We start from the raw sequence: 24,987 nt of genomic DNA, 5'->3' as shown, positions 1-24,987 counted from the left end.
AATGGCAAAAGCCGCTCAGCAGGTGCTTAGCGGCCGTCAAAAGGCGGCTATCCTGCTTATCACACTTGGGCCCGAGGTATCGGCGCAAATATTCAAACATCTGAGGGACGAGGAGATCGAACAGCTGACTCTGGAAATCGCCAATGTCCGTAAGGTAGACAGTTCGGAAAAAGAATCCATTATGGCTGAGTTTCATCAAATCTGTCTCGCTCAGGAATATATATCGCAAGGCGGTATCAATTACGCTAAAGAAATTTTGGAAAAAGCGCTTGGCTCGACCAAGGCGATGGAGGTTATCAACCGCCTGACGGCAACACTTCAGGTACGGCCGTTCGATTTTGCCCGTAAGGCTGATCCAAACCAAATCCTGAACTTTATCCAGAATGAAAATGTACAGACGATAGCACTTGTATTGTCTTATCTGCAATTTGAACAGGCAGCATCCATTCTGTCTTCGCTTCCACAGGAGAAGCAAGCTGAAGTGGCCAGAAGAATTGCAATTATGGATAGCACCTCTCCTGAGGTTGTCACACAAATTGAGCGGGTGCTGGAGCAAAAGCTATCCGCTACAGTAACGCAGGATTACACTAATGCAGGCGGTATTGAATCGATCGTGCAGATCCTGAACGGTGTTGACCGCGGGACAGAGCGCACGATTCTGGATTCACTGGAGATTCAGGATCCAGAGCTTGCTGAAGAAATCAAAAAACGGATGTTCGTGTTCGAGGATATCGTCAATGTGGACAATCGTTCGATCCAGCGAATTATCCGCGACATCGAAAATGCCGATTTGCAGTTGGCTCTCAAGGTGGCCAGCGAGGAAGTACGGGATGTTATTTTCCGCAACATGTCCAAGCGCATGGCCGAAACCTTCCGCGAGGAAATGGAATATATGGGTCCGGTACGGCTGCGTGATGTCGAGGAAGCTCAGACACGCATCGTAGGAACGATCCGCAGACTCGAAGAATCAGGTGAAATAATCATCGCCCGTGGTGGAGGAGATGACATCATTGTCTAGGCTGATCAAACATTCACAATATGTTCCGGTTGATGTACTGAAACGGCTGGAACAAGCCAGACAGCATGTAGGTCTGGATGAGGAGCCCACTGGTTCTGATGAAGCGACAGGTGAGGTGCATGTTCAGGACTCTGCTAAGGAAGCGGCGGAACAGGCCCGTAAGCAAATGCTGAAGGATGCACAGGAGTTTGCCGAAGGACAGGTCAGAAACGCAGCGCAGGAAGCGGAGAATATTGTGGAATCGGCTCGGACAGAGGCTGAAGAATGGTGGCGGCAACGCAGGGAGCAGGATGAGCATCTTGTAGAGGCTGTCAAATCTGAGGCATATCAGCAGGGTTATCAGGAAGGGCTTGCACAGGCTGATCAGGAAATGTCGCGTAAGTTGGCAGAGATGATGGAGGAAGCAAGACAAGTCCTTCAAGATGCCTACCGGGCCAAAGAAGTAATTATTCAAGAGGCGGAGCCTTTTCTGGTAGAGCTCAGTTGTGATATAGCTGAGAAAATTGTGGACAAGCAACTGACGGTGGAGCCGCAATTCGCAATGGATCTGATCCGCAAGAATCTTGCCCGCAAACGCGAGCAGGGGCTGATCTCCTTATGCGTTTCACCTGCGCAGTTCTCCTTTGTTAATGCAGCTAGGGAAGAATTGGCTATGGCGGTTGATTCGCAGGCGGAACTGCAAATACTCCCTGATTCAACCGTTAGAGATCATGGTTGTGTCATCCGTTCTTCTTTTGGCAGTATTGATGCACGAATTGATACGCAGCTTGCTGAAATCAAAAAAGAATTGATTCGAATAGCGCTGGATACCGATGAGAACAGAAATGGGGAAGAGGATGCTTGACAGCGGACGGTATAAGGAGCAATTGCGGAATTTTGACCCTGTCAGAATCAACGGGAAAGTCACCCAGGTGATTGGACTAATGGTCGAGTCGGAAGGGCCGGATGCCAGCATAGGTGATGTATGCTACATTTACCCGGCCAAAGGGAACAAGCCGCTACAGGCTGAAGTTGTTGGCTTTCGCGACAACAAGGTGCTGCTGATGCCGCTCGGTGAGCTGCAAGCCATCGGACCAGGCTGTGATGTGGTAGGAACAGGCAAACCGCTAAGTGTACAGGTGGGTTCTGAGCTGCTTGGCAAGGTGCTTGACGGTTTGGGACAGCCGCTTGATGGTTCACTTATTCCGGCACGAATGCCACACAGCTCAACATTCAACATTCCATCGAATCCATTAAACCGCCCCCGGGTTCATGAACCCATAAGTATTGGGGTTAGAGCGATCGACGGGTTGCTTACCATAGGTAAAGGCCAGCGGGTGGGTATCTTTGCGGGATCAGGGGTCGGCAAGAGCACACTAATGGGTATGATTGCACGCAATACGTCAGCAGACGTGAACGTGATTGCCTTGATTGGAGAACGGGGCAGAGAGGTGCTGGATTTCATTGAACGCGATCTTGGACCAGAAGGTCTTCAGCGCTCAGTCGTTGTTGTCGCTACCTCTGACCAGCCCGCACTTATCCGCATCAAGGGTGCCCTTATCGCCACCACGATAGCTGAATATTTTCGTGACCGCGGCTTAAATGTCATGCTGATGATGGATTCGGTCACACGATATGCCATGGCACAGCGTGAGGTTGGACTGGCAGTTGGTGAACCGCCTGCGATGAGAGGCTATACACCTTCAGTATTCGCAAGCTTGCCTAAGCTGCTTGAAAGAGCCGGAACGGGACCTTCGGGATCGATCACCGCATTTTACACAGTTCTTGTAGACGGTGACGATATGAATGAGCCTATTGCTGACGCAGTTAGAGGGATTCTGGATGGTCATATTGTGCTAAACCGGAATATCGCCAATAAGGGTCACTTCCCAGCCATAGATGTACTCTCAAGTATCAGCCGAGTGATGAAGGATATTGCTCCCGAGGAACAAATCGCTGCAGCCGAGAATGTAAAACGGCTTATGGCTGTGTATAAGGATTCAGAGGATTTAATTAACATCGGTGCCTATCAGAGAGGCTCCAATGCCCAAATTGACGAGTCAATGCACTATATCGACAGCATTTGGAATTTCACCAAGCAGAAGGTGAATGAGAAGGTCACGTTAGCCGAAGTCCAAGAGTCTTTAATTTCTCAGTTCTCAAGGAGTTGATTGATAGTGAGATTCCATTATACTTTTCAAAAAGTTGTGGACTTGAAAGCAAATGAAAAAACACAGGCAGAGTGGTTGCTCTCAAGCGCGCTCGGAGAACTGCAGGCCCAGGAGAAAAGTCTTGAAGACTTGATTCAGCAACGGCGGGAGCTAATGCAGTCACTTCAGCAAGAAGCTGAACAAAGAACGCCCTTATCTAAGCTCCGGGAAATGCAGGATTATGTGGATTACCTGGATCATTGCATAGCCCGGAAGCATTCAGATATCAGCCGTGCGCATGTTGAAGTTCAGCATAAGCAGGACCACCTCAGCACGAAGGTTCTGGATGAAAAGGTGTGGCTGAAGGCCAAAGACAAAGCACAGACCGCTTTTCAGCAGAACATGACTTTACGGGAACAAAACGAACTGGATGAGATGGCTACCGTCCGCTTCGCGATGAAATCCCTCTAACCCAGGAGGTTTCCGCTAGTGGCTAATAATGATATGGAATTTGATAACGAAGGGTCAGCGAGTAAATTTGAACGGTTTTTATTTTTAATGATACCGATTATTTTTACGCTTGTGCTGCTTGGAGTATTGTTGACCCTGTTCAATATGGATATCCGCCAAGATGTGCTTTCGATTGCGAATAAGATTCCTGTTGTGGAGAAGTGGGTTCCTGATCCAGAGCCAACGACTGAAGAGGGCACGGAAGCAGATCCACAGAAGCAAGTGAAAGAACAGGCTGCGAGCTCGGCAACCACGATTAAGGAACTGAAAAGCCAGTTGGCAGCTCAGGCGGAGCAGCTCAAGAAGGCTAATGAAGACAAGACGGATCAGGTTGCCAAGACAGAAGCACTGCAAAAACAGATTGACAGCATGAAAGACGAAGCTGCGGCTGCGGAAGCAAGCACAGGGGAATCAGAAGATCCCTATGTGAAGCAGGTGACTGAGCTGGCCAAGCTGTATGCAGGAATGAAAGCTTCCAAAGCTGCTCCAATCATGGAGAATTTAACCACGGATGAAATGGTGCAAATCTTCAGTGTAATGAATAATACGAGCAAAACGGCGATTTTAGAAAAAATGGATCCCAAAAAAGCAGCGGATGTATCCGTGAAGCTAAAAGAAACTACGAATTCAACCGATATGGCTATTGCAGCCCTTCAATCCAGACTGAAGCAGGATGCGGCGGCTACAACGACGGCCACAACATCAGCTAACCTGGATAAAGAGAAACTGAGTCAGACCTTTACTACAATGCCTGCTGCAGATGCTGCTTCGCTGCTAGGGTCAATGTATACCATTAGCCCTGATAAAGTAATCACGATTCTTAACACGGTAAGTGACAGTGTCCGGTCCTCCATTCTTGGGGAGATGACTAAGAAAAATAGCACTCAGACCGCTAAGGTCGTTAACCGCCTGATGGGCGGCAAATGATCCACTTGAGAGGAGGTGAAAAAGAATGAGTTTAGTCGTTCAATCAATGAGTGGCGGCAACACTGCCGCGTCTAGCGGAACTCCAACAGCTGCAAACGCGGGAACAGCTGCTGCTGGTGGAACAGCTTCTGCCGGTGGGACAGCTGCTGCCGGTGGAACAGCACCAGTTCTGCCTTTTGCGCAAACTCTTGTTCAGAGCATGGGTGGAGCACAGACCAAAGAAACGTCAGTGCCTGCAGCTTTGGGGAATTTGGCTTCCTTGCTGCAAGGTCTTATGAACGCCGTACAAGCAGCTGGTAAAGAAACAGGTACAGATGATACAGCAGCGAATAGTGCTAAGCAGATGCAAGTACTTGCAGAAGATGTAGAGAAGCTGGATGACAGTATCAGCAGTGATCCTGCTTTGATGGCAGCACTACAAGGTTGGTTGCTCCAGGTATCGGCTTTGTTGTCTGGTAGTACTCCTAATGGAAAAGTCGATGCAGAAGCTGAGAGCAGCTCTACTGCAGCTCTATCCCCACTAGCGCAGAACCCGGAGACTTTGCGGTTTGCTGTTCAAGATGAGCTTAACAGCCTGGTTAGCCTGATCCAGCAATCTGCTGTTGGAGGAGATGAGAAGTTAGCCTCCGAGGGTATTGCAGTGTTGAACAATTTCACAGCAATCCTGGCAGAAACGCAGATTCCAGATGCTAAAGTTAAGCCGGCTAAAACAGCAGTCAGCACAGAAACCTCGCCAGTTGTTTTGACACCATTGTCCGAAACGGAATCCAAAGCATATTCTAAAGCGAAAGCTCCTGTTTTTACAGACCTCCGTACAATACAAACGGCAACAGTTAAAACTGACAATACAGCTTCTACTCCTGCTGTAACTGCAACGGAAGAGAATACAGTTGATGTCTTGGCTACACCTCTTGCCAAAACGGCTGGATCAGCAGAAGCATCCAAAATCGGAGAAGTAGAAGAATCGGTATCTGGTGCAAAGCCGGCTGAAGAAAATAATGAGGTCGTAACTGCAGGGCAGCTATCCTTGCGGGGAGGAATTACCGCACCACTTAAGGCAGAGAAACCACCGGTTCCGGTCCACCAGTTCGCACAAGAGATGACTTCGTTTATTACTGGCAAACTGGAGATTGTCAAGAAGGGCGGAGTGGCTGAAGCTTCGATTACGTTGTTTCCGGAGAATCTTGGACAAGTGGATGTAAAGATCACCATGCAAAACGGCCATTTGGTAGCCCAGTTCTTAACGCAGCATACGGGTGCCAAAGATATGCTTGAACAGCAAATGAGCCAGTTGAGATCAGCACTGCAATCCCAAGGGCTTCAAGTTGAGAAATTAGAGGTCACTCAGAACAACACACCTTTGCAGTCTCAATTTAATGGTAGTCAGCAGGGGCGTGGAACCGGTTCTAACGGTCAGCAGCAGGAGAGACGTTCCAAGGAACGAACGGAGGAAATTGGTGATGCCGTGCTTGCAGCTGAACTGAATGATGAATGGAAAGAATGGGTTGCAAACACGCAACAGGAAAACCGCTCACAGGGCGGAGGTTTCTCAGCCAAGGTATAACACAGACAAGCGAGGTGAAAAAGAATGGCATCATCCACTAATCCTATTTCAACAAAGGATCAATGGAATTATTCAGTACCAGACAGCTCGAAAAAAGCTACTGGTAATTCAACACTCGGAAAGGACCAGTTCCTGAAGATTCTCATTACGCAGCTTCAGAACCAGGACCCTATGCAGCCGATGGAGGATAAGGAATTTATTGCCCAGATGGCCCAATTCTCGTCTGTAGAACAACTAATGAATATTTCAACACAAATGACAGCGATGAATCAGTCCCTTGGTGCAGTGTCTGGTCTGATTGGCAAGGATATCACTTGGACGGATTCAACAACGGAGCAGCCGAAATCAGGAAATGTAGAGTCTATAGTAGTCAGCAGTGGCGTTCAGTACGCTGTTGTAGGCAAAGATAGAGTTGCATTGACGGACGTGACTCAAATTAAGAATCCTGTAACGCCAGTGGAGAATGCGGCTGACAATACCGGTTCTACAGATGGCGGGGCGACATCATGAGCGACAGACTTACAATAGGCCAACTGTATCCAACCAGTGTGCACCCTACAACGCTTCAGCGGCCAGCGAACGCTAAGAACACTGTGAATTCTGAAGTTTCATTTGAAAGTGTGCTGCAGAAGAATATGCTGAAGTTCAGCAATCATGCAGCTAAACGGTTGGAACAAAGAGGAATTGAGCTTGGCAGCCGCCAATTGGATCAGATCTCGTCCGCAGTCGATAAGGCAGCCGCCAAAGGCAGCAAAGAATCACTTATATTAATGAAAGACATGGCTTTAATAGTTAGTGTGGCCAACCGAACGGTAGTGACTGCTATGGATGGAAGTTCCATGAAGGACAATGTATTCACGCAAATTGATAGTGCAGTTATCATTTCTTAAACCGGCCGGTCCTTACTGGAGAGCCGGAATGGCCACCGATCGACTGACGTGGCCATAGCTCGAATTCACACCAATTGGGAGTCTAAGAACTCTATAATCCGGGAGGAAGATAAATTATGTTAAAGTCTATGTACTCAGGGGTTTCGGGAATGCGTGGTTTCCAGGCTAAGCTGGACGTTATTGGTAACAATATTGCGAATGTGAACACGGTCGGTTTTAAATCCAGCCGCGTCATGTTCAAAGATATTATGAGCCAGACGGTATCGGGGGTTTCTGCTCCTGTGGAAGGCGGACAAGGGGGCGTAAATGCTAAGCAAATCGGTCTTGGAGTCAGCATAGGTTCTATTGACAACATGCATATGCAAGGAAGTCCCATGACAACTAATAATCCGACAGACCTGCGTATTGATGGTGATGGATTTTTCCTGGTTAAGCTCTCCGAAGATCAGGAAACACCTTTCCTTACCCGCGCAGGCGACTTCCACGTAGACACCAACGGTAACTTGATTACCTCTGACGGTCTGCATGTAGTTGATACTGGCGGTACTCCTATTCAGTTGGATGCAGAAGCCACAGCCTTCACTATTGGGTCTGATGGTACAATTATGATGACAATGTCAGATGGTACTATTCAGGCGGGTGCGCAGATTGGTGTAGCCAAAGTAACTAATCCGCAAGGTCTGGAGAAAATCGGTGGTAATCTCTACCGCATGACGATGAATGCAAATGCCGAAGGTGTGATTACTCCAACTACAGCTAACAATACCGCAGATGGAACGGGAGCCATTGTGTCCGGACAACTGGAAATGTCCAATGTGGATCTAACCAGTGAGTTTACGGAAATGATCGTTTCCCAGCGTGGGTTCCAGGCCAACTCCCGCATTATTACGACCTCCGATGAAGTGTTGCAGGAAGTCGTGAACCTGAAGCGTTAATTTGAAGGGCCATAATCAAAAACTAGCTGTATAATAGTAACGTTTCGCCATCTGGTGCAAAGGTTATTGCGAAGTCGTGGGGGAGGAACTCCTCCCCCTATTTTTTGTTAGGAGGCCTGTTATGATTTCGGTAACCAGATTGAATGGTACACCAATGTTTTTAAATGCTTTGTTGGTAGAAATGGTAGAAGAAAGTCCGGATACGTATATTACACTCGTAACTGGAAAAAGGCTAATCGTGCTGGAAAAGGCTGATGAAGTCATCCGTAAGATCCGTGAGTATAACAGGGACATTGGCACATATGCTGCCACCATTAAAGTCCAGTCAATGGAGGAGCTTTCATGAAAAAGATGCTGCCGTGGCTCATTACAATTTTATTAGCAATAACTCTTATCGTAGTAGCTGCATTTTTACTTATGGATAAGATCTTTCCGAGTGATTCGAACGACGTGAATACGGCAGTCCAGAAGGTTGAGACCAAAAAACTCAGCGCTGATGAGATTGTCGAATTGACCGCACAAATCACCGACATCAAAACTAATCTTGCCGATCCCGATTATATCCTTTCAGTAGACATCGCGTTCCAACTGGATTCAGCGACGTCCAAGGAAGAATTCGAAAAGATAAAAGCTATTAAAATCACGCCGCTAATTATCAAGGCGATTGCCGATGCCAAGCCTGAGGAACTAAATGGGGCTAGCGGCAAGGATCAATTCAGCAGCAAGCTGGTGAATATAATTAATAAGAATTTGACCGAAGGTACTATAACCCAGATCGAATTCATTAAATTCATTTTGACTTCCATGTAGCTGTAGCTGCTGAAGGATTATTCTTTGATAGGGGGGTGATTGAATTGGTTGATGTACTATCACAAAACGAAATTGATGCTCTGCTTGCCGCTCTATCATCCGGTGAAATGGATGCTGACGAACTAAAAAAAGAAGAAACCCAGAAAAAAATCCGCTCTTACGATTTCAAACGGGCTGTACGTTTCTCAAAGGACCATATCCGAAGCTTAACCCGGATACACGATAACTTTGCCCGCTATCTTACGACGTACTTTTCGGCCCAATTGCGCACCTTCGTACAGATCAATGTCGTTCAAGTAGAGCAGCTCCCTTATGATGAGTTTATCCGCTCCATTCCGAAAATGACGATCTTAAATATTTTTGAAGCTGAACCGCTCGAAGGCCGCATGGTCATGGAAGTGCATCCGAATATAGCCTTTGCCATGCTGGATAGACTGCTAGGCGGCTTTGGTACGGCACCTTCCAAGATCAATGCTTTGACTGAAATTGAAACCACTATAATGGAGAGGATTTTCAGCAGATGCTTTGAAAGCCTGCAGGAAGCCTGGAAGACAGTGCTTGATATCAATCCCCGCATGGAGGCTTTGGAGACAAATCCTCAATTCATGCAAATCGTATCGCCCAATGAGACCATTGCACTTATTTCCTTAAGTACCAAAATTGGCGATACAACAGGGATGATCAACCTGTGTATACCTCACGTTGTTCTTGAACCTATCATGTCCAGGCTGTCGGTACACCAATGGTTTGTTTCTGAAAAAAAGGCGCGTGATGAAGTTGAGCTTGAGGCAATCCGGGCTAGAGTTCATAGAGCGCAGCTGCCGATTGTGGCGGAGTTGGGTGAATCGAGTCTATCCATTGCTGAATTTCTCGGGCTCAGCGTCGGCGACGTGATTTCTCTCAACAGGACTGTGGATTCAGGACTGTCAATCAAGGTGGGGGACAAGCTGAAATTCATCGGAAGTCCTGGGATGATTAAAGAGCGTGTAGCTGTGCAAATAGACGAGATAGTCAGCGAAGGAGTTGAAGATTTTGACGAGTAAAGATTATTTGTCCCAAGAAGAAATAGATGCTCTGCTCAGACAGTCTGCGGAAGGATCGCTAGCTCCCTCGACGAAGACGGTGGATGATTACTTGACACCCTTTGAACAGGACGCACTGGGAGAGATCGGGAATATTACATTCGGGAGTGCAGCTACTGCGCTGTCCACCCTGCTGGGCAAGAAAGTAGATATCACTACCCCTGAAGTATCTATTATCACACGCGGAGAGTTCGAAGAGGCTTTTCCAAAACCTCATGTTGCTGTACATGTACAATATGTAGATGGTTTTCAGGGCATCAATTCATTAGTCATTAAAATCAGGGATGCACAGGTTATCGCTGATCTGATGCTTGGTGGTGAAGGGGATCCAAAGGATGAAGAGCTGAATGAAATTCACATCAGCGCAGTCCAGGAAGCAATGAACCAAATGATGGGTTCTTCGGCTACATCCATGTCGACTATCTTCAATCGCTTCGTGAATATTTCCCCTCCGGGTATCGACATTTTGAATATGTCCAGCGGAGAAGGCGTTGGCAGTCTTCCGGATGATGAGACACTCATACAGATTTCATTCCGGCTCAAGATTGGGGATCTGATTGATTCCACCATTATGCAGCTGCTCCCGGTGCAATTCGCCAAAGATATGGTGACTATGCTTCTGGGAGATGTTTCGCAATCGGAACAAGAGACGGCAGCAGCAGCGGTGGAGGCCCCGCCTAAGCCAGCAGCAGCACCGGAACCTCCAGCAGCCCCTCCGGTGCAGCAAGCCCCTCCAGTGCAGCCTGGAGCAGTTCCACCGCCATATCCTCCTCAGGGTATGCCGCCTTATCCGGGAACGCCGGAGGGAGGGTATTATTATCCTCCAGCAGGAATGCCAGCATATGGGATGCCGCCTTATGGAATGCCACCTCAAGGTATGCCGTACCAGCAGGCTCCGCCCCAGCAGCCCGCTCCTAACCGCAATGTAAATGTACAACCGGTGCAGTTTGCCAACTTAAGCTCCGGTGCCTTTGGAAATATTGATGAAAATAATTTAAATTTATTGATGGACATACCACTGAGAGTAACCGTAGAATTAGGAAGGACCCAGAAGCAGATCAAAGATATTCTGGAAATGTCGCAAGGCTCAATCATTGAGTTGGACAAACTCGCTGGTGAACCTGTGGACATCCTGGTTAACAACAAGCTTATTGCCAAAGGGGAAGTCGTAGTTATCGACGAAAACTTCGGAGTTCGCGTTACGGATATCGTCAGCCAGTGGGACCGAATTCAAAAATTACAATAAAGCATACTTAGGGAGGATTTTGTAAAAATGGCTAACCGAATTCTAATCGTGGACGATGCAGCATTTATGAGAATGATGATCCGTGACATTTTGTCGAAAAACGGATTTGAGGTTGTGGGTGAAGCCCAGGACGGGTCACAGGCTATTGAGAAATTCAAGGAACTGCGCCCGGATTTGATCACGATGGATATCACCATGCCTGAAATGGACGGAATTGCCGCCCTTAAAGAAATCAAAAAAGTAGATGCCAACGCCAAAGTCATCATGTGTTCTGCCATGGGTCAGCAGGCTATGGTTATTGATGCAATCCAAGCGGGTGCCAAGGACTTTATTGTGAAACCTTTCCAGGCAGACCGTGTTATTGAAGCGATTAACAAAACACTGGGTGTGTAATAAGAAATTATGCCAGTCACTGTAGAGCCGCATCTGGGAACAGGTAACAATCTGCTGAATTTATTAAATGTTATTTTTGTCCTTGCGGTAATTGTTGTGCTCATAGTGCTGCTTATCCGTTTTCTTGGACGCCGTAATCAGACTCTGATGAGTGGGCGTTCCATCCGTACACTAGGCGCTTTGGGTCTTGGACCTAACAAGTCCATACAAATTATTGAGCTCGGAGGCAGCCTCTATCTGATCGGGGTCGGTGAGAATATATCCATGATGGATAAAATCACCGACCCGGCTGAGGTAGCGTTGATCATTTCGGCATTTGAGGATCAAACTTCAGGACAGAATAACTTTCTTGCGCCGCTCATGGCCAAGATAAGAGCCAAATTCCGTGGAGAAGTAACATCACAGGAAATTGAACTTAGTGAAACATCCTCATTTTACGAGACACTGCAATCCAAACTTGCGTTGGCACCTGAACGTAAGGGGAAAATGGAAGAGTTGCTTCGTGATGATGTACTCAAGGATGAGTCGAGGGATTTATGAAAAAAAAGCTAATATTTTCATTTTTGCTGCTCACTGTATTCAGCGTTATGTTCCTGCACACTACTCATGCCGATCCTATACCTAATATTAGTATTCAGGTCGGTGATAATCAGGGGTCAACCGGTGGTACGAGTTCTATATCTATTTTGCTGCTCACTACGGTTCTGAGTGTTGCTCCTGCTTTTCTTATCCTGATGACCAGTTTTACCCGGATTGTCATCGTTCTCGGATTTGTCAGAACCTCACTCGGTACACAGCAGATGCCTCCCAACCAGGTACTTGTGGGATTGGCATTGTTTTTAACTCTATTTATCATGTCACCGACGCTTGCAACGGTGAATGAGACGGCACTGCAACCGTACATGAAGGGAACAATTACCCAGACCGAGGCGCTTAACAAAGCAGCAGATCCAATGAAGGAGTTTATGTTCAAACAGACCAACACCAAGGATTTGTTGTTATTCATGAATTATACCGGCAACAATGCTTCGGTTAAGCCTGCGACATACAGCGACATTCCATTGACGGTGATCGTGCCTGCCTTTGCCATCGGAGAGATGAAAAAAGCTTTTACCATGGGATTTATGATTTTTATACCTTTTTTAATTATAGATATTGTGGTAGCCAGCACCCTGATGGCTATGGGGATGATGATGCTACCTCCGGTAATGATTTCATTGCCATTCAAAATAATGCTCTTTGTACTGGTAGACGGGTGGTACTTAGTCGTTAAATCACTGCTGTTAAGTTTTAACACCTGAGATTCAAGAGGAGGCATAAGGGATGAATGCGGACTTTATTATCGGTCTAGCCGGCCAAGCCGTATATTTGGTGCTCGAAACCAGTGCTCCCATGCTGATTCTTGGTCTGGTGGTAGGACTGATTGTCAGTATTTTTCAAGCAACAACGCAAATTCAGGAGCAGACCTTAGCGTTTGTTCCCAAAATTGTTGCGGTGCTGCTTGCTCTGCTCTTGTTCGGACCGTGGATTATCACGAAACTGGTGGATTTCACCAGCCAAATTTTGGGCAATCTCAATATGTACATCGGTTAATTTGATGAGTATGGAGACCTTGCTGCAGAGTTTTCCCGTCTTTCTGTTGATTTTTTGTCGAATTTCAGCTTTTTTTGTTGTAGTACCGGTGTTTTCTTCTCAAAGTGTGCCAGCCACCTTCAAAATTGGGCTTTCTTTTTTTGTAGCATTGGTTGTCTTTAGCTCAGGAGGAACAGGAATTACCGTGCCGCAGGATCTTACTTATATTTTGTTGATTGCCCGGGAAGCTTTAATCGGATTATTGCTGGGTTTTATTGGGTATTTGATGTTTATGGCGATTCAAACCGCCGGTTCATTCATTGATATTCAGATTGGATTCGGGATTGCGAATGTAATTGATCCTATGACTGGAGCGTCCGCACCGATTATCGGTAACTTCAAGTATATGATTGCCTTGCTGATGTTCCTCAGTATGAATGGTCATCACTACTTGTTGGATGCGATCGTATACAGTTACAAATGGGTGCCGATAGATAATGATCTGTTTATTAAAATGATAGATGGAAGTCTTTCGGAGTTTTTTGTCCGTACTTTTGCACAATCCTTTATTTTGGCTTTCCAAATGTCAGCACCTTTAGTAACGGCTTTATTTCTTACAGATGTGGGGCTGGCATTTCTGGCTAGAACTGCACCACAATACAATGTATTCGTCATTGGGGTGCCTCTCAAAATTATTATTGGCCTTGCGCTGCTTCTTATTCTGATGCCGGGTCTGGCTATGCTGTTCCAGAATCTCTTCGACATTATGTTTGAGTCCATGCACAATCTGCTGGGCCTGATAGGGAAGAGTCCTTAGGTGGCTGTAAGGGGGAGAGCTATGCCGAAGACGAGACGTTATAAGCTTAATCTTCAGCATTTTGGGGGAGACAAGACGGAAAAAGCTACCCCGAAGAAACGGCAGGACGCCCGTAAAAAGGGTCAGGTGGCCAAAAGTGCAGAACTGTCTGGTGCAGTTGTACTTTTATCTGCATTGTTAACCTTGTCTTTGTTCGGCGGCTTCATGAAAGAACGGTTCATCACACTGTATACAGATGTTTTTCAGAACCGGATGATGATGGAAGTGACTCTGGAAAATGTATCTGAGATGTTCAATCATTATGGCATTCAGATCCTGATTTTATTAGCTCCTTTGCTGGGCATTACCTTTGTACTGGCTCTGGTGGCAAATTTGGCCCAGGTTGGTTTTATGGCAACAGGGGAAGGGATTACACCCAAATTCAGCAAAATCAATCCGATAAAAGGTTTCAAGAATATTTTCTCCATGCGCTCCTTTGTGGAGTTTTTGAAATCCATCTTCAAACTCATGCTGATTGCTTATTTGGTCTACAGCACTCTTTGGGGACAAAAGGAGAGCTTCGCAGCATTGTCTCATGTCAATGCGGAAGGCGTTTATCAGTTCGCTGCCAAGCTCGTAATGAGCCTCGGCATCAAAATTGGAGCGGCTCTGTTAATCATGGCGGCTCTTGATTATATCTACCAGAAATATGAGCACGAAAAGAGCCTGAAGATGTCAAAGCAGGACATCAAGGATGAGTACAAAAAAATGGAAGGCGATCCCATCATTAAAGGCAAGATCAGGGAGCGCCAGCGAAGAATGGCTATGCAGCGCATGATGCAAGAGGTACCCAAAGCGGATGTTATTATTACCAATCCTACGCACTTTGCAGTCGCTTTGAAATACGACGGTTCAAAAATGGAAGCTCCGCAGATTATTGCTAAAGGCCAGGATTATGTAGCGCTTCGAATCCGTGAATTGGCCAAAGAGCATGGTGTTATGACTATGGAGAACAAACCGCTCGCGCGGGCGTTGTTTCAAAGAGCGGAGATTGGTGATGTAGTTCCTGCAGACCTGTTCCAGGCGGTTGCGGAAGTACTCGCTTATGTATACAAGCTTAAAGGTAAAAGGAGATAAGTCGGGGGAGGTTCACGGACATTGAAAGCTAGAGATCTAACGGTTCTACTGGGTGTTATCGGTATTGTGCTTATGATGATTCTGCCCATCCCGGCTTGGCTTCTGGATGTTCTGCTAATTGTCAATATATCAATTGCCTTAACCATCATCTTAGTAGCAATGAACACAAAGGATCCGCTGCAGTTCTCGATTTTTCCCTCGCTGCTGTTGATCACAACATTATTCCGGCTTGCGCTGAACATTTCTACGACCAAACTGATTCTTTCCAGTGGTCATGCAGGTGAAGTAGTAGCCACGTTCGGAAGTTGGATTGCCCGGGGACAAATTGCAATAGGTTTTGTTGTCTTCCTTATTCTGGTGGTAGTTCAGTTCATAGTTATCACTAAGGGTTCAGAACGGGTTGCTGAGGTAGGAGCCCGCTTTACACTCGATGCAATGCCCGGTAAACAGATGAGTATCGATGCTGATTTGAATGCGGGGATGATTAATGAACAGCAAGCCCGGGAGCGCAGACGTAATGTTGAACGTGAAGCGGACTTCTTCGGGGCAATGGATGGTGCGAGCAAATTCGTTAAGGGTGATGCTATCGCCAGTATAATTATCCTGCTGATCAACCTGATCGGCGGGTTTATTATCGGAGTATCTATTCACGGGCTTCCTTTTAAGGATGCACTATCGACATACTCTGTACTTACGATCGGTGATGGTCTGGTCAGCCAGATTCCCGCACTGCTTATCTCTACTGCCTCGGGTCTGATTGTTACCCGCGCGGCCTCTGAAGGCAATCTGGCAGAGGATTTGACGGGTCAGCTCCTATCTTATCCTAAGCTTTTGTACATTGTTGCCGTAACCATTGCTTTTCTGGGATTCTTCACACCTATTACCGTGATGTCTACACTGCCGCTGGCTGGCTTAATGGGATATGCAGCTTATAGTATGAGCCAGAAAGCCAATCAGAAGCAAATTGCAGAAGAACAGCTGGTTGAAGAAAAACAGATTGAGGAAGTACGCAGTCCGGAAAGTGTAATCAATTTACTCACTGTAGATCCGATTGAATTTGAGTTTGGATACGGGCTTATTCCTCTGGCAGATACAGGGCAAGGTGGCGATTTGCTTGACCGGATTATCATGATCAGGCGGCAATGTGCCTTAGAGATGGGACTGGTTGTTCCTGTAATTCGCATTCGCGACAATATTCAACTAAAACCGAATGAATATGTTATAAAAATTAAAGGAAATAACGTTGGCGGTGGTGAATTATTACTTAATCACTATCTGGCTATGAGTCCTGGGTATGATGATGAGTCGATTCATGGCATCGAGACAGTGGAACCGTCATTTGGTTTGCCAGCGTTGTGGATTGACGAGTCTGTCAAGGAAAGGGCGGAATTATCGGGATATACGGTAGTTGATCCCCCTTCTGTAGTGGCCACTCATTTGACTGAGCTTATTAAACGTTATGGGCACGAACTGCTTGGACGACAGGAGACCAAACAGCTGGTTGACAATCTTCGCGAGAATTATCCAGTACTTGTGGATGAGCTGATTCCTTCTGTTTTGGCTATTGGAGATGTACAGAAGGTGCTAGGCAAGCTGCTGCGTGAGAAAATATCAATCCGCGATTTGGTAACTATTTTCGAAACATTGGCTGATTATGGTACCTATACCAAAGATCCTGATATTCTGACTGAGTATGTCCGTCAATCGTTGTCCAGACAAATTACCCAACAATTCTCCCAGGCTGGAGAGACGCTGCGGGTCATCACAGTCGGACCCAATCTGGAAAAGAAAATTTCGGAAAGTGTGCAGCAGACGGAACAGGGCAGCTATCTTGCGCTGGATCCAGTCTCGACACAGACGGTGTACCAGCGTCTCACAGAGCAAATTAACCGTCTTCTTCAATCCGGACAGCAGCCTATCGTGCTGACTTCACCAACGATACGGATGTATTTACGTCAAGTGATTGAGCGGACAATGCAGGACATTCCAGTATTATCTTACAGTGAACTGGAGCCTAATATTGAAATTCAAAGCGTTGGGGTGGTGAATCTATGAGAGTGAAGCGTTATGTGGTCGATACGATGCCTGACGCCATGCATTCCATCCGCACCGAGCTGGGAAGTGACGCCGTCATCCTAAGTACCAAAGAGGTCAAAGTTGGCGGTTTCATGGGAATGTTCAAAAAGAAAAAGATCGAGGTTGTCGCGGCTGTTGAGGACGCCCAAAAGTCGGGTGCATCTGAAAAAAAACCGGCCGCTCCTCAGAGCATTCCGCGAAGCGCAGTTCCCCAAGCATATCAGAAAGCTGCTGCAGCTTCATCTGCACCAGCAGCTGGTGGTGCAACTGAATCTGTGGCTTTGGCATCCTCCTCGGCGAACGAGGCAGCGGCGAAACGGGCATTTGCCGAGATCGCCGCTGCCTTGTCTGATGCATCAGAGAATAGAGGGGCTGTGGCAGTGCTTCCAGCCGTTGATGATGAAGAGGATGAAGATTTCATTGAACCTCAAACTGCTCTACCTATTGGCAATTATCCCAGCATGTCATCAATAGATGAGGCTAGGGGTAAGGGGACTGCTGTAGCTACATCAACTGGCTTGGAGGGTGATGTGCTCAAGGAAATTCGCGATATGAAACAGTGGATGGAGCGGATCGCCCGGTATTCTTCAGGCGCTGTTGAGCTTCCAGAACAGTTGGAGCAACTGAGGGATCATCTGATTGAACAGGAGACAGATGTCGTTCTGGTAGATGAGTGGATCAGTAATATTTTTGAGCAATGGAGTGAGGAAGGCCGTACTTGGCTTCCGCAACAGTTCGCTGAAATGCTTGAAACTCAGGTGGAAGGATTTTTGTCCGGACGCATTGCAAACGGAATAGCACCTGATACACGGATTGTCTATATTGCCGGACCTACAGGTGTGGGAAAGACAACTACGATTGCCAAGCTAGCTGCAGAGCAGCTTTTCAAGCAAGGGCGTAAGGTGGGTTTGATAACCTCCGATACGTATCGTATTTCAGCAGTTGAGCAGCTTCGTACCTATGCGGCTATATTGAATATGCCTCTAGAAGTTGTTCAGTCACCGGGTGATCTGCAGAGGGCATTGTTCCGTTTGGAAGGCTGCGATCTGGTATTAATGGACACAGCAGGCCGTAATTACCGTAACGAAATGCTGGTTGCAGAACTTCAGAGTCTGCTGGCCAGAGAGCTTAAGAGTGAAACTTTTTTGGTGCTCAGTCTTACATCAAAAAGCCGCGATATGAAGAAAATTGCCGAGCATTTCGGCCGTTATCAGCTGGATAAAGTCATCTTTACCAAGCTTGATGAAACTGGGACCTTTGGCCCGCTCTTCAATGTTTTAAATGATTTCCCGCTTAAGCTTTCATATATTACCAACGGTCAGAATGTTCCTGATGATCTGCTGTTGGCTACCAAAGAGCAGATCAGCGGGATGATTTTGGGAACAGGAGGCGTATGATGGATCAGGCGCAATCCCTGAGACAGCTTGTTTCCAGCCAGGAACCCAAACGATCATCCGGTGAAGGGACATCAGCCCGGATTATCACCGTTTGCAGTGGTAAGGGTGGTGTCGGAAAATCGAATTTCACCTTGAATTTCGCGCTCGCACTTAAAGCGATGGGCAAGAGGGTGCTTTTGTTCGATGCCGATATTGGTATGGCCAATATAGATGTGCTTATGGGGGTGTCTGCCAGATATAATCTCTATCATTTACTGAAAAGAGAAGCGGACATCAGTCAGATCATTCAGAAAGGCCCCGGTGGGCTTCCTTTTATCGCAGGCGGCTCGGGAATGGATGAGCTTTTTTCGCTCTCCGAGGCGGATTTGAACTATTTTACAGACCAGATTGCCGGGATTGCAGACTCGATGGATTATATTCTGTTTGATACAGGAGCCGGACTCTCTAAAGAGACGATGAAATTTATTACCTCAGCAGATGACTGCCTAGTGGTGACTACACCTGAGCCTACTGCAATAACTGATGCTTATGCACTGATTAAGGTAGTGAACAACTCATATCCTGATGTTTCATTCAAGCTGATAGTCAATCAGGCAGGGGATGAGAGAGAGGCAACTGGAACCAGCGACAAAATTCGTATGGCAGCCAGTCGTTTCTTGCAGCTGGAAATTACTTTTCTTGGATTTATCAGCAGTGATAGTCATGTGGTACAGGCAGTGAAAAAGCAAATTCCATTCTCAGTGGCTTTTCCGAACAGTGCGGCAGCCAAAGATGTACAGCGGCTTGCGCTAAGCTATTTGGCCGCAGATTCGGCAGACACCACTAAAGTACAAGGCATCAAGGGATTTATCAGCAGGTGGTTGAAGCGAAAACATTAATTGTTCTGAATTTGAGGAACAGAGGTGGAAATGGTATGAAGCCATATCAAGTTTTGGTTGTTGATGATTCTGCGTTTATGCGCAAAATTATTTCCGATTTGATTGAAAATGACGCTAACTTTCAGGTTGCGGCTACGGCTGCTAACGGTCGTGAAGCCATTGACAAAGTAAATGAGCTTTCTCCGGATCTTGTAACCATGGATGTTGAAATGCCGGAGATGAACGGCCTGGAGGCGCTAAAAATAATCATGGCACAGCGTCCGCTGCCGGTAATTATGCTCTCTGGCATCAATGAAGAGGGGATGAAGGAAACCATTCTGGCTTTGGAATGGGGGGCATTTGATTTTATACGCAAACCGTCCATTTCGAACTCGCAGGATATTATATCTGTGGGAGTAGCGCTCAGGGAGCAAATGAATGAGGCCATGCTTGCCCAAAAGCAGCGTAAGGCTAGAGCTTCTGCATATAAGACGCCCGAGGTTCCGGCTGCAGATGTGCCTGTGGTACCTGAGCCGATGCAGAGTCCTACCAAACGGATAATGGAGCCAATCAAGAAGTTTCCGGATCCTGCAAGCAAATTAGTGGAGAAACCAAAGGCAAAGCCGGAAATGAACCTTGCAACAGAGAACAACAAGGGCAAAAGTTCACTTGGTAGAACAGCTTCGGAGAGTGATTCTCCGCAATTCGGGGCCAAGTCGGCTGCTGCACTTCCTAAACCGGTATCTGATACATTTAAAAACCGTTCCAAGGAGGAAGCAAAACCGGTCTTACCGGATTCAAAGCCGATACCTCAAACTTCAACTGGTGCCAGGAATGATCCTCCTTCCGTTGCTGGGGACCGCAAGTCTTCCTTTACAGGTTTGAGCAAGCTGGTTGCTGTGGGTTGTTCCACTGGAGGACCGAGAGCTTTAAAAGAGTTCCTGGAAAATATTCCTGCTGATTTCCCGGCACCGATTGTTATTGTGCAGCATATGCCGCCCAATTTCACGAAGTCGCTGGCACAGAGGCTCAATACGTTCAGCCCTCTTGAAGTTGCAGAAGCAGAACAGGGAATGATTCTGCGTAAGGGGGCGGCATATATTGCTCCCGGCGGTTATCATATGAGGATTGTTCCGGCAGCAGGAGGTCAGTATTCGATTGATCTGACTTTGGGAGAAGCCCGAAATGGACACCGTCCTTCCGTGGATACACTCTTCGAATCCATACTCCCTTATACCTCACTGGAGCGGCACGCGGTGATTATGACAGGGATGGGAAGCGATGGTGCCAAAATGATGAAATCTCTTTATGATTCGGGTGTAACTTCCACCTTTGCTGAGAGCGAAGAAACCTGTGTGGTTTACGGGATGCCGCGCTCCGCGGTAGAGTTGCATTGTGTAAGATATATCCTGCCGTTGCAAGAAATTGCTCCAAGGCTGGTACAAGCCGTTAAATAACGGAAAAGTGAACTTGAAGGGGAGGTGCTCGTTAGTGGACATGAACCAGTATTTATCCATGTTTATTGATGAGTCAAATGATCATCTGCAGTCATTGAACGAAAGTATGATGGGGCTTGAAGCAAATCCTGAAGACCTGAGCATTGTGCAGGTCATTTTCCGCTCAGCACATACTTTAAAAGGTATGGCGGCTACAATGGGCTTTGAAGATTTGGCTTCACTTACACACCAAATGGAAAATGTTCTGGATTTAGTGCGCAATAACAAGCTGAAGATGCAGGATTTCATTTTTGACACGCTGTTCAAGAGTCTGGACGCCCTTGAATCCATGGTTGAGGATATTACGGGTGGTGGAGCAGGCAAGGCCGATGTATCGGCTATTGTCGCTTCTTTGCAGGCAATTGTCCGCGGTGAGATCCCGACTGCTGCCGGTGCTGCGTCTGCGGCTACAGCAGCAGCGGCTCCAAAGGCTGCAGACGCTCCCGTATTCCTTGATGAGTTTCAATACTCGGTCCTGGAGCAGTCGCTCCAGGAAGGCCACAAGGTGCTGTACGTTGATGTTGCAATCCGCAAGGACTGCCAGCTCAAAGCAGTACGGGCCTACATGGTCTTTGATCTCCTCGAACGTTCGGGCGAGGTTGTTAAATCCTTCCCTTCGGTTCAGGATATAGAGCAGGAGAAATTCGAACATAGTTTTTCGCTCTATTACATAACCCAGAAGGAAGCAAGTGAAATTCAGGCGATGATCCTGAATCTGTCGGAGATCGATAAGGTCACTGCGGTTGCACTTGATCAAGAATCCCTGCGACAAATGGGTCAGGAAACGGTGGCAGCTACTTCAGAAGCACCCTCACCGGTCAAAGCATCAGCACCTGCTGTGGATAACGGGAATGCTTCTCCCGCAGCTGCGGCTCATGCCAAAGAAGAAAGCAAAGCTGCTCCAGCGAGAACTGGAGGAGCGCCTTCACGGACCATCCGTGTAGACATTGAACGCCTTGATGTGTTGATGAACCTGTTCAGCGAACTCTTGATTGACCGTGTTCGGCTAGAACAGCTTGCTTCAGAAGTCCAGAATGGGGACCTGACAGAAACGGTCGAGCACATGGGCAGGGTCAGCGGTGATCTTCAGAACATTGTTATGAAGTTGCGAATGGTTCCTGTTGATACCGTATTTAACCGTTTCCCGCGCATGGTTCGGGATCTGGCCAAATCATTGGATAAGAAAATTGATCTGGTGGTTACTGGTGCCGAGACGGAACTTGACCGCACGGTTATCGATGAGATCGGTGATCCACTGGTACACTTGCTGCGAAATGCTGTAGACCATGGTGTTGAAGGGATACAGGAACGTCTGGCTGCCGGTAAGTCCGATACAGGAACAGTTAACCTGCGGGCATTTCATAGTGGCAACCATGTATTTATCGAAATCGAAGATGACGGGGCTGGAATCAATCCGCAAAAGATTTTGCAGTCGGCGATAAAAAAAGGAATTCTTTCCCAAGAACAAGCATCGAATTATTCCGATGATGAGGCGAGACAGCTCTTGTTCGCTCCGGGATTCAGTACCGCAGAAATTATCTCCGATGTATCAGGCCGCGGTGTGGGACTGGATGTCGTTAAATCAAAAATCACCTCACTGGGCGGGAATGTGGTAATTTATTCCACACTAGGCAAAGGTACCAACTTCTCTGTTCAGCTCCCACTGACTTTGTCCATTATTGCAGCAATGCTTGTGCGTTTGGGTTCAGAGAAATATGCAATTCCGCTCTCATCCATTGTAGAAACTGGCATTGTGAAGCAGTCCCAGATCCGGACAATTCACGGCAACAAAATGCTGGAATTCCGCAATAGCCATATTCCGCTTGTATCGCTTAGCAAAATCTTCTCTATCCCGGATTATGATGAAAGCACGGAAGAGGAGACTGAAATCGTGGTGATTCGCAAGGGAGAACGTCTGGTCGCTCTCGCAGTTCAAGATTTTATTGGGCAGAACGAAATTGTGATCAAGAATCTGGGCAAGTATTTGCCGGAGGTTCAAGGCATTTCAGGTGCTACTATTCTCGGTGACGGACAAGTCGCACTCATTATCGATCCGAACGCTTTTATTAAATAATTTAGGATAGAACAGGGAGGTTCATTCCATGGCTGAAGACATCAAGGTGATTGTGTTTAAACTCGGAACTGAAGAATATGGCATTGAAGTGGAAAAGGTGCAAACGATCGAGCGTATGATGCCGATCACCCGTGTGCCCAAGACGTTTTCCTTTATCAAAGGGGTCATCAACTTACGTGGTGTGGTTATTCCGGTTATCGATCTGCGCGGCCGGTTTGGCATTGCGGAGGCGGAACATACTGATCAGACCCGTGTGATCATCGTAAACGTTAATGAAATGGAAGTTGGCTTTATTGTTGATTCCGCTAATGATGTCATTGACCTGAACCGGGATTCCATTGATACACCTCCGGACGTTGTGGGGGGCATCAAAGCTAAATATCTGGATGGGGTGGCCAAAATCGGAGAAGATCGTTTGCTGATTATGCTCAACTTGTCCGAAGTGCTGAACAAGAACGAAATCGTGCAATTGGAAAGTTTAGAGGGCTAACCTGTGGAGCTATTCAAAAACTTTAAGGATTTTAAAATGGATGTGCTCAAGGAAGTCGGGAATATTGGAGCTGGCAATGCAGCCACCGCGTTGTCGCAGCTTCTGGGGAAACCGATTGATATGGCTGTCCCTAAAGTGCAACTTCTGAATTTTGATGAAATTACTGACAAAGTCGGCGGTGCTGAAGAACTGGTATATGCCGTGTTCCTAAGAGTGGAAGGTGAAGCACCGGGTAATTTGTTCTTCATACTTACACCAGAGGCAGCCATTAACCTGCTTAGCCGAATAGCCGGCATTGAGCTCTTGGAGGGTGAAGAATTGGGAGAGATGGAACTATCCGCGCTGAACGAAATCGGCAATATTCTCGCGGGTTCCTATTTATCTTCACTTGCAGATTTTACTTCGTTGTCTATGTACCCGACTGTACCTGCACTTGCTATGGACATGGCTGGCGCGATATTGAGCTATGGTCTGCTGCAATTCGGGCAAATGGGGGATGACGCTTTGCTGATTGATACGACCTTTCTTGAAGGGCAGAATGAAATTGAAGGGCAATTTTTCCTAATTCCCGATCCGGAATCTTTCCCGAAAATCTTCAAATCATTAGGAGTACCTTTCGAGAATGATTGAAGAACAAAGCATTATCAAAGTAGGCATGGCGGATCTTAACGTAGGCAGTCAAGAAAGCCTTGTCCGTACAACTGGACTTGGCTCCTGCGTAGGAGTAACCTTGTTCGATCCTGGGAAAAAGCTTGCAGGGATGGCACACGTCATGCTGCCCTCATCTGAAATCGCCCGGGAAGGACAAATGAATATCGCCAAATTTGCGGATACCGCTTTGCCGGAGCTATTATCCCGCTTGCTTGCGCTTGGCGCCGTCCGGAGCCGTCTTGTAGCCAAAATGGCTGGCGGCTCACAGATGTTCGCTTTTGCCGGGGGGAGTGACACCATGAGGATCGGGCCTCGAAATGTGGAATCCTGCAAGATTGCCCTTCAAGCCTTGAGTATTCCGCTGATTGCGGAGGACACAGGTGGAAATTTTGGCCGAACGATAGAAATTGCCTGTAGCACCGGAATATTGTATATTCGCAGTGTTCAAAAAGGCACTAAGGAAATATAGCGATGAATGGTAAACTTCTATTAAGTCTGTTGTTTGGATTGCTTGGCTTTGGCTTTACCTTTCTAATAAACTATGGGCATAATTTACTGGGAACCAGTTTGATTCGAGGAATTTTTGGATTTATTGTCTGGTTTCTGCTTGCCTTTCTCTTAAGATGGGTATTGGGTTTTATTGTTAAGCAATCCGGTTCTCCGGAGAACGGCGAGACAGCTTCCATTGATGGGAGTGAGAACCTCGGTAGTAATTTCGATATCAGCACTCCGGGCGAAGATGAAGAACTAATCAATATGCTAAAACAGAAACCGGAACAACAAGGGAGTGGGGATGTGGGGGGCTTTACACCGCTTCAACCTCCCAAACTGGTTTCTATGAAAGATCCTGAAGAATTGGCCAAGGCCGTTCGTCACCTGAAAGAAGAATAAGCGGGTTCTGCTTATGCCCGCTGACTAAACTTTGGGAAGGGTGAAA

At 47.0% G+C, this 24,987-nt stretch carries 28 protein-coding genes; all 28 read left to right on the top strand.

The features are described 5' to 3' along the window. Position 1 precedes the first annotated feature (1 nt). Positions 2-1,018, top strand: a complete 1,017-nt coding sequence (gene fliG / locus ACTJKB_RS02970; protein ID WP_074088093.1) for a flagellar motor switch protein FliG — start codon at positions 2-4, stop codon at positions 1,016-1,018. After that, positions 1,011-1,862, top strand: a complete 852-nt coding sequence (locus ACTJKB_RS02965) for a FliH/SctL family protein (RefSeq protein WP_440831728.1) — start codon at positions 1,011-1,013, stop codon at positions 1,860-1,862. The genes fliG and ACTJKB_RS02965 overlap by 8 nt, the downstream gene beginning before the upstream one ends. Further along, positions 1,843-3,168, top strand: a complete 1,326-nt coding sequence (gene fliI, locus ACTJKB_RS02960; RefSeq protein ID WP_074088096.1) for a flagellar protein export ATPase FliI — start codon at positions 1,843-1,845, stop codon at positions 3,166-3,168. Before ACTJKB_RS02965 ends, fliI begins: the two co-directional genes overlap by 20 nt. Positions 3,169-3,174: 6 nt before the next feature. After that, positions 3,175-3,618: a flagellar export protein FliJ gene (gene fliJ / locus ACTJKB_RS02955; RefSeq protein WP_440831727.1), complete on the top strand. Its 444-nt coding sequence runs from the start codon at positions 3,175-3,177 to the stop codon at positions 3,616-3,618. A gap of 18 nt (positions 3,619-3,636) precedes the next feature. Continuing rightward, positions 3,637-4,584, top strand: coding sequence for a MotE family protein (locus ACTJKB_RS02950; protein WP_440831726.1), 948 nt, complete (start codon positions 3,637-3,639; stop codon positions 4,582-4,584). Between the two features lie 25 nt (positions 4,585-4,609). Then, a complete protein-coding gene (locus tag ACTJKB_RS02945; RefSeq protein WP_440831725.1) occupies positions 4,610-6,148 on the top strand; it encodes a flagellar hook-length control protein FliK in 1,539 nt (512 codons plus the stop codon). Positions 6,149-6,172: 24 nt separating this feature from the next. After that, entirely contained in the window at positions 6,173-6,658 is a 486-nt protein-coding gene (gene flgD, locus ACTJKB_RS02940; RefSeq protein ID WP_440831724.1) for a flagellar hook assembly protein FlgD, read from the top strand. After that, positions 6,655-7,038, top strand: a complete 384-nt coding sequence (locus ACTJKB_RS02935) for a TIGR02530 family flagellar biosynthesis protein (protein WP_440831723.1) — start codon at positions 6,655-6,657, stop codon at positions 7,036-7,038. Before flgD ends, ACTJKB_RS02935 begins: the two co-directional genes overlap by 4 nt. Positions 7,039-7,154: 116 nt before the next feature. Beyond that, positions 7,155-7,973: a flagellar basal body rod protein FlgG gene (flgG, locus tag ACTJKB_RS02930; RefSeq protein ID WP_440831722.1), complete on the top strand. Its 819-nt coding sequence runs from the start codon at positions 7,155-7,157 to the stop codon at positions 7,971-7,973. A 121-nt stretch (positions 7,974-8,094) separates the two neighbouring features. Beyond that, on the top strand, positions 8,095-8,319 hold the full coding sequence (locus tag ACTJKB_RS02925; RefSeq protein ID WP_074088105.1) for a flagellar FlbD family protein: 225 nt from the start codon (positions 8,095-8,097) through the stop codon (positions 8,317-8,319). Then, positions 8,316-8,783 carry a flagellar basal body-associated FliL family protein gene (locus ACTJKB_RS02920; protein ID WP_440831721.1) on the top strand — a complete coding sequence of 156 codons (468 nt, stop codon included), beginning with the start codon at positions 8,316-8,318 and terminating at the stop codon, positions 8,781-8,783. The genes ACTJKB_RS02925 and ACTJKB_RS02920 overlap by 4 nt, the downstream gene beginning before the upstream one ends. A 44-nt stretch (positions 8,784-8,827) precedes the next feature. Next, positions 8,828-9,826 carry a flagellar motor switch protein FliM gene (fliM, locus tag ACTJKB_RS02915; RefSeq protein WP_074088109.1) on the top strand — a complete coding sequence of 333 codons (999 nt, stop codon included), beginning with the start codon at positions 8,828-8,830 and terminating at the stop codon, positions 9,824-9,826. After that, on the top strand, positions 9,816-11,111 hold the full coding sequence (gene fliY, locus ACTJKB_RS02910) for a flagellar motor switch phosphatase FliY (RefSeq protein WP_440831720.1): 1,296 nt from the start codon (positions 9,816-9,818) through the stop codon (positions 11,109-11,111). Before fliM ends, fliY begins: the two co-directional genes overlap by 11 nt. Before the next feature lie 27 nt (positions 11,112-11,138). Next, a complete protein-coding gene (locus tag ACTJKB_RS02905; RefSeq protein WP_019910416.1) occupies positions 11,139-11,504 on the top strand; it encodes a response regulator in 366 nt (121 codons plus the stop codon). A 9-nt stretch (positions 11,505-11,513) separates the two neighbouring features. Next, positions 11,514-12,044 carry a flagellar biosynthetic protein FliO gene (locus tag ACTJKB_RS02900; protein WP_440831719.1) on the top strand — a complete coding sequence of 177 codons (531 nt, stop codon included), beginning with the start codon at positions 11,514-11,516 and terminating at the stop codon, positions 12,042-12,044. Beyond that, positions 12,041-12,805, top strand: a complete 765-nt coding sequence (gene fliP, locus ACTJKB_RS02895; protein WP_440831718.1) for a flagellar type III secretion system pore protein FliP — start codon at positions 12,041-12,043, stop codon at positions 12,803-12,805. The genes ACTJKB_RS02900 and fliP overlap by 4 nt, the downstream gene beginning before the upstream one ends. A 22-nt stretch (positions 12,806-12,827) precedes the next feature. Beyond that, on the top strand, positions 12,828-13,097 hold the full coding sequence (fliQ, locus tag ACTJKB_RS02890; protein WP_074088117.1) for a flagellar biosynthesis protein FliQ: 270 nt from the start codon (positions 12,828-12,830) through the stop codon (positions 13,095-13,097). Positions 13,098-13,107: 10 nt separating this feature from the next. Then, on the top strand, positions 13,108-13,893 hold the full coding sequence (gene fliR / locus ACTJKB_RS02885) for a flagellar biosynthetic protein FliR (RefSeq protein WP_440831717.1): 786 nt from the start codon (positions 13,108-13,110) through the stop codon (positions 13,891-13,893). A 21-nt stretch (positions 13,894-13,914) separates the two neighbouring features. Beyond that, positions 13,915-15,009, top strand: coding sequence for a flagellar biosynthesis protein FlhB (flhB, locus tag ACTJKB_RS02880; RefSeq protein WP_440831716.1), 1,095 nt, complete (start codon positions 13,915-13,917; stop codon positions 15,007-15,009). A gap of 21 nt (positions 15,010-15,030) precedes the next feature. Continuing rightward, complete coding sequence (flhA, locus tag ACTJKB_RS02875; protein ID WP_440831715.1) at positions 15,031-17,064, top strand: flagellar biosynthesis protein FlhA; 2,034 nt, start codon at positions 15,031-15,033, stop codon at positions 17,062-17,064. After that, positions 17,061-18,482 carry a flagellar biosynthesis protein FlhF gene (flhF, locus tag ACTJKB_RS02870; RefSeq protein ID WP_440831714.1) on the top strand — a complete coding sequence of 474 codons (1,422 nt, stop codon included), beginning with the start codon at positions 17,061-17,063 and terminating at the stop codon, positions 18,480-18,482. The genes flhA and flhF overlap by 4 nt, the downstream gene beginning before the upstream one ends. Next, positions 18,479-19,360: a MinD/ParA family protein gene (locus tag ACTJKB_RS02865; RefSeq protein WP_440831713.1), complete on the top strand. Its 882-nt coding sequence runs from the start codon at positions 18,479-18,481 to the stop codon at positions 19,358-19,360. Before flhF ends, ACTJKB_RS02865 begins: the two co-directional genes overlap by 4 nt. Before the next feature lie 35 nt (positions 19,361-19,395). Then, positions 19,396-20,796 (top strand): protein-glutamate methylesterase/protein-glutamine glutaminase, encoded by a 1,401-nt coding sequence (locus ACTJKB_RS02860; RefSeq protein WP_440831712.1) that lies wholly within the window; start codon positions 19,396-19,398, stop codon positions 20,794-20,796. Positions 20,797-20,830: 34 nt separating this feature from the next. After that, positions 20,831-22,909: a chemotaxis protein CheW gene (locus tag ACTJKB_RS02855; protein WP_440831711.1), complete on the top strand. Its 2,079-nt coding sequence runs from the start codon at positions 20,831-20,833 to the stop codon at positions 22,907-22,909. Positions 22,910-22,937: 28 nt separating this feature from the next. Continuing rightward, a complete protein-coding gene (locus tag ACTJKB_RS02850; protein ID WP_074088129.1) occupies positions 22,938-23,399 on the top strand; it encodes a chemotaxis protein CheW in 462 nt (153 codons plus the stop codon). A 36-nt stretch (positions 23,400-23,435) separates the two neighbouring features. After that, on the top strand, positions 23,436-24,029 hold the full coding sequence (locus tag ACTJKB_RS02845) for a chemotaxis protein CheC (protein WP_372237746.1): 594 nt from the start codon (positions 23,436-23,438) through the stop codon (positions 24,027-24,029). Beyond that, entirely contained in the window at positions 24,022-24,519 is a 498-nt protein-coding gene (locus ACTJKB_RS02840) for a chemotaxis protein CheD (protein ID WP_440831710.1), read from the top strand. Before ACTJKB_RS02845 ends, ACTJKB_RS02840 begins: the two co-directional genes overlap by 8 nt. A gap of 2 nt (positions 24,520-24,521) precedes the next feature. Further along, positions 24,522-24,941, top strand: a complete 420-nt coding sequence (locus ACTJKB_RS02835; RefSeq protein ID WP_440831709.1) for a hypothetical protein — start codon at positions 24,522-24,524, stop codon at positions 24,939-24,941. The last annotated feature ends 46 nt before the right edge of the window (positions 24,942-24,987 follow it).

This window comes from Paenibacillus sp. 22594 (assembly GCF_052044425.1).
Taxonomy (GTDB): Bacteria; Bacillota; Bacilli; order Paenibacillales; family Paenibacillaceae; genus Paenibacillus_AQ.
Note: the sequence above shows the minus strand (reverse complement) of the source record. Positions and strands in the feature narration are given on the sequence as shown.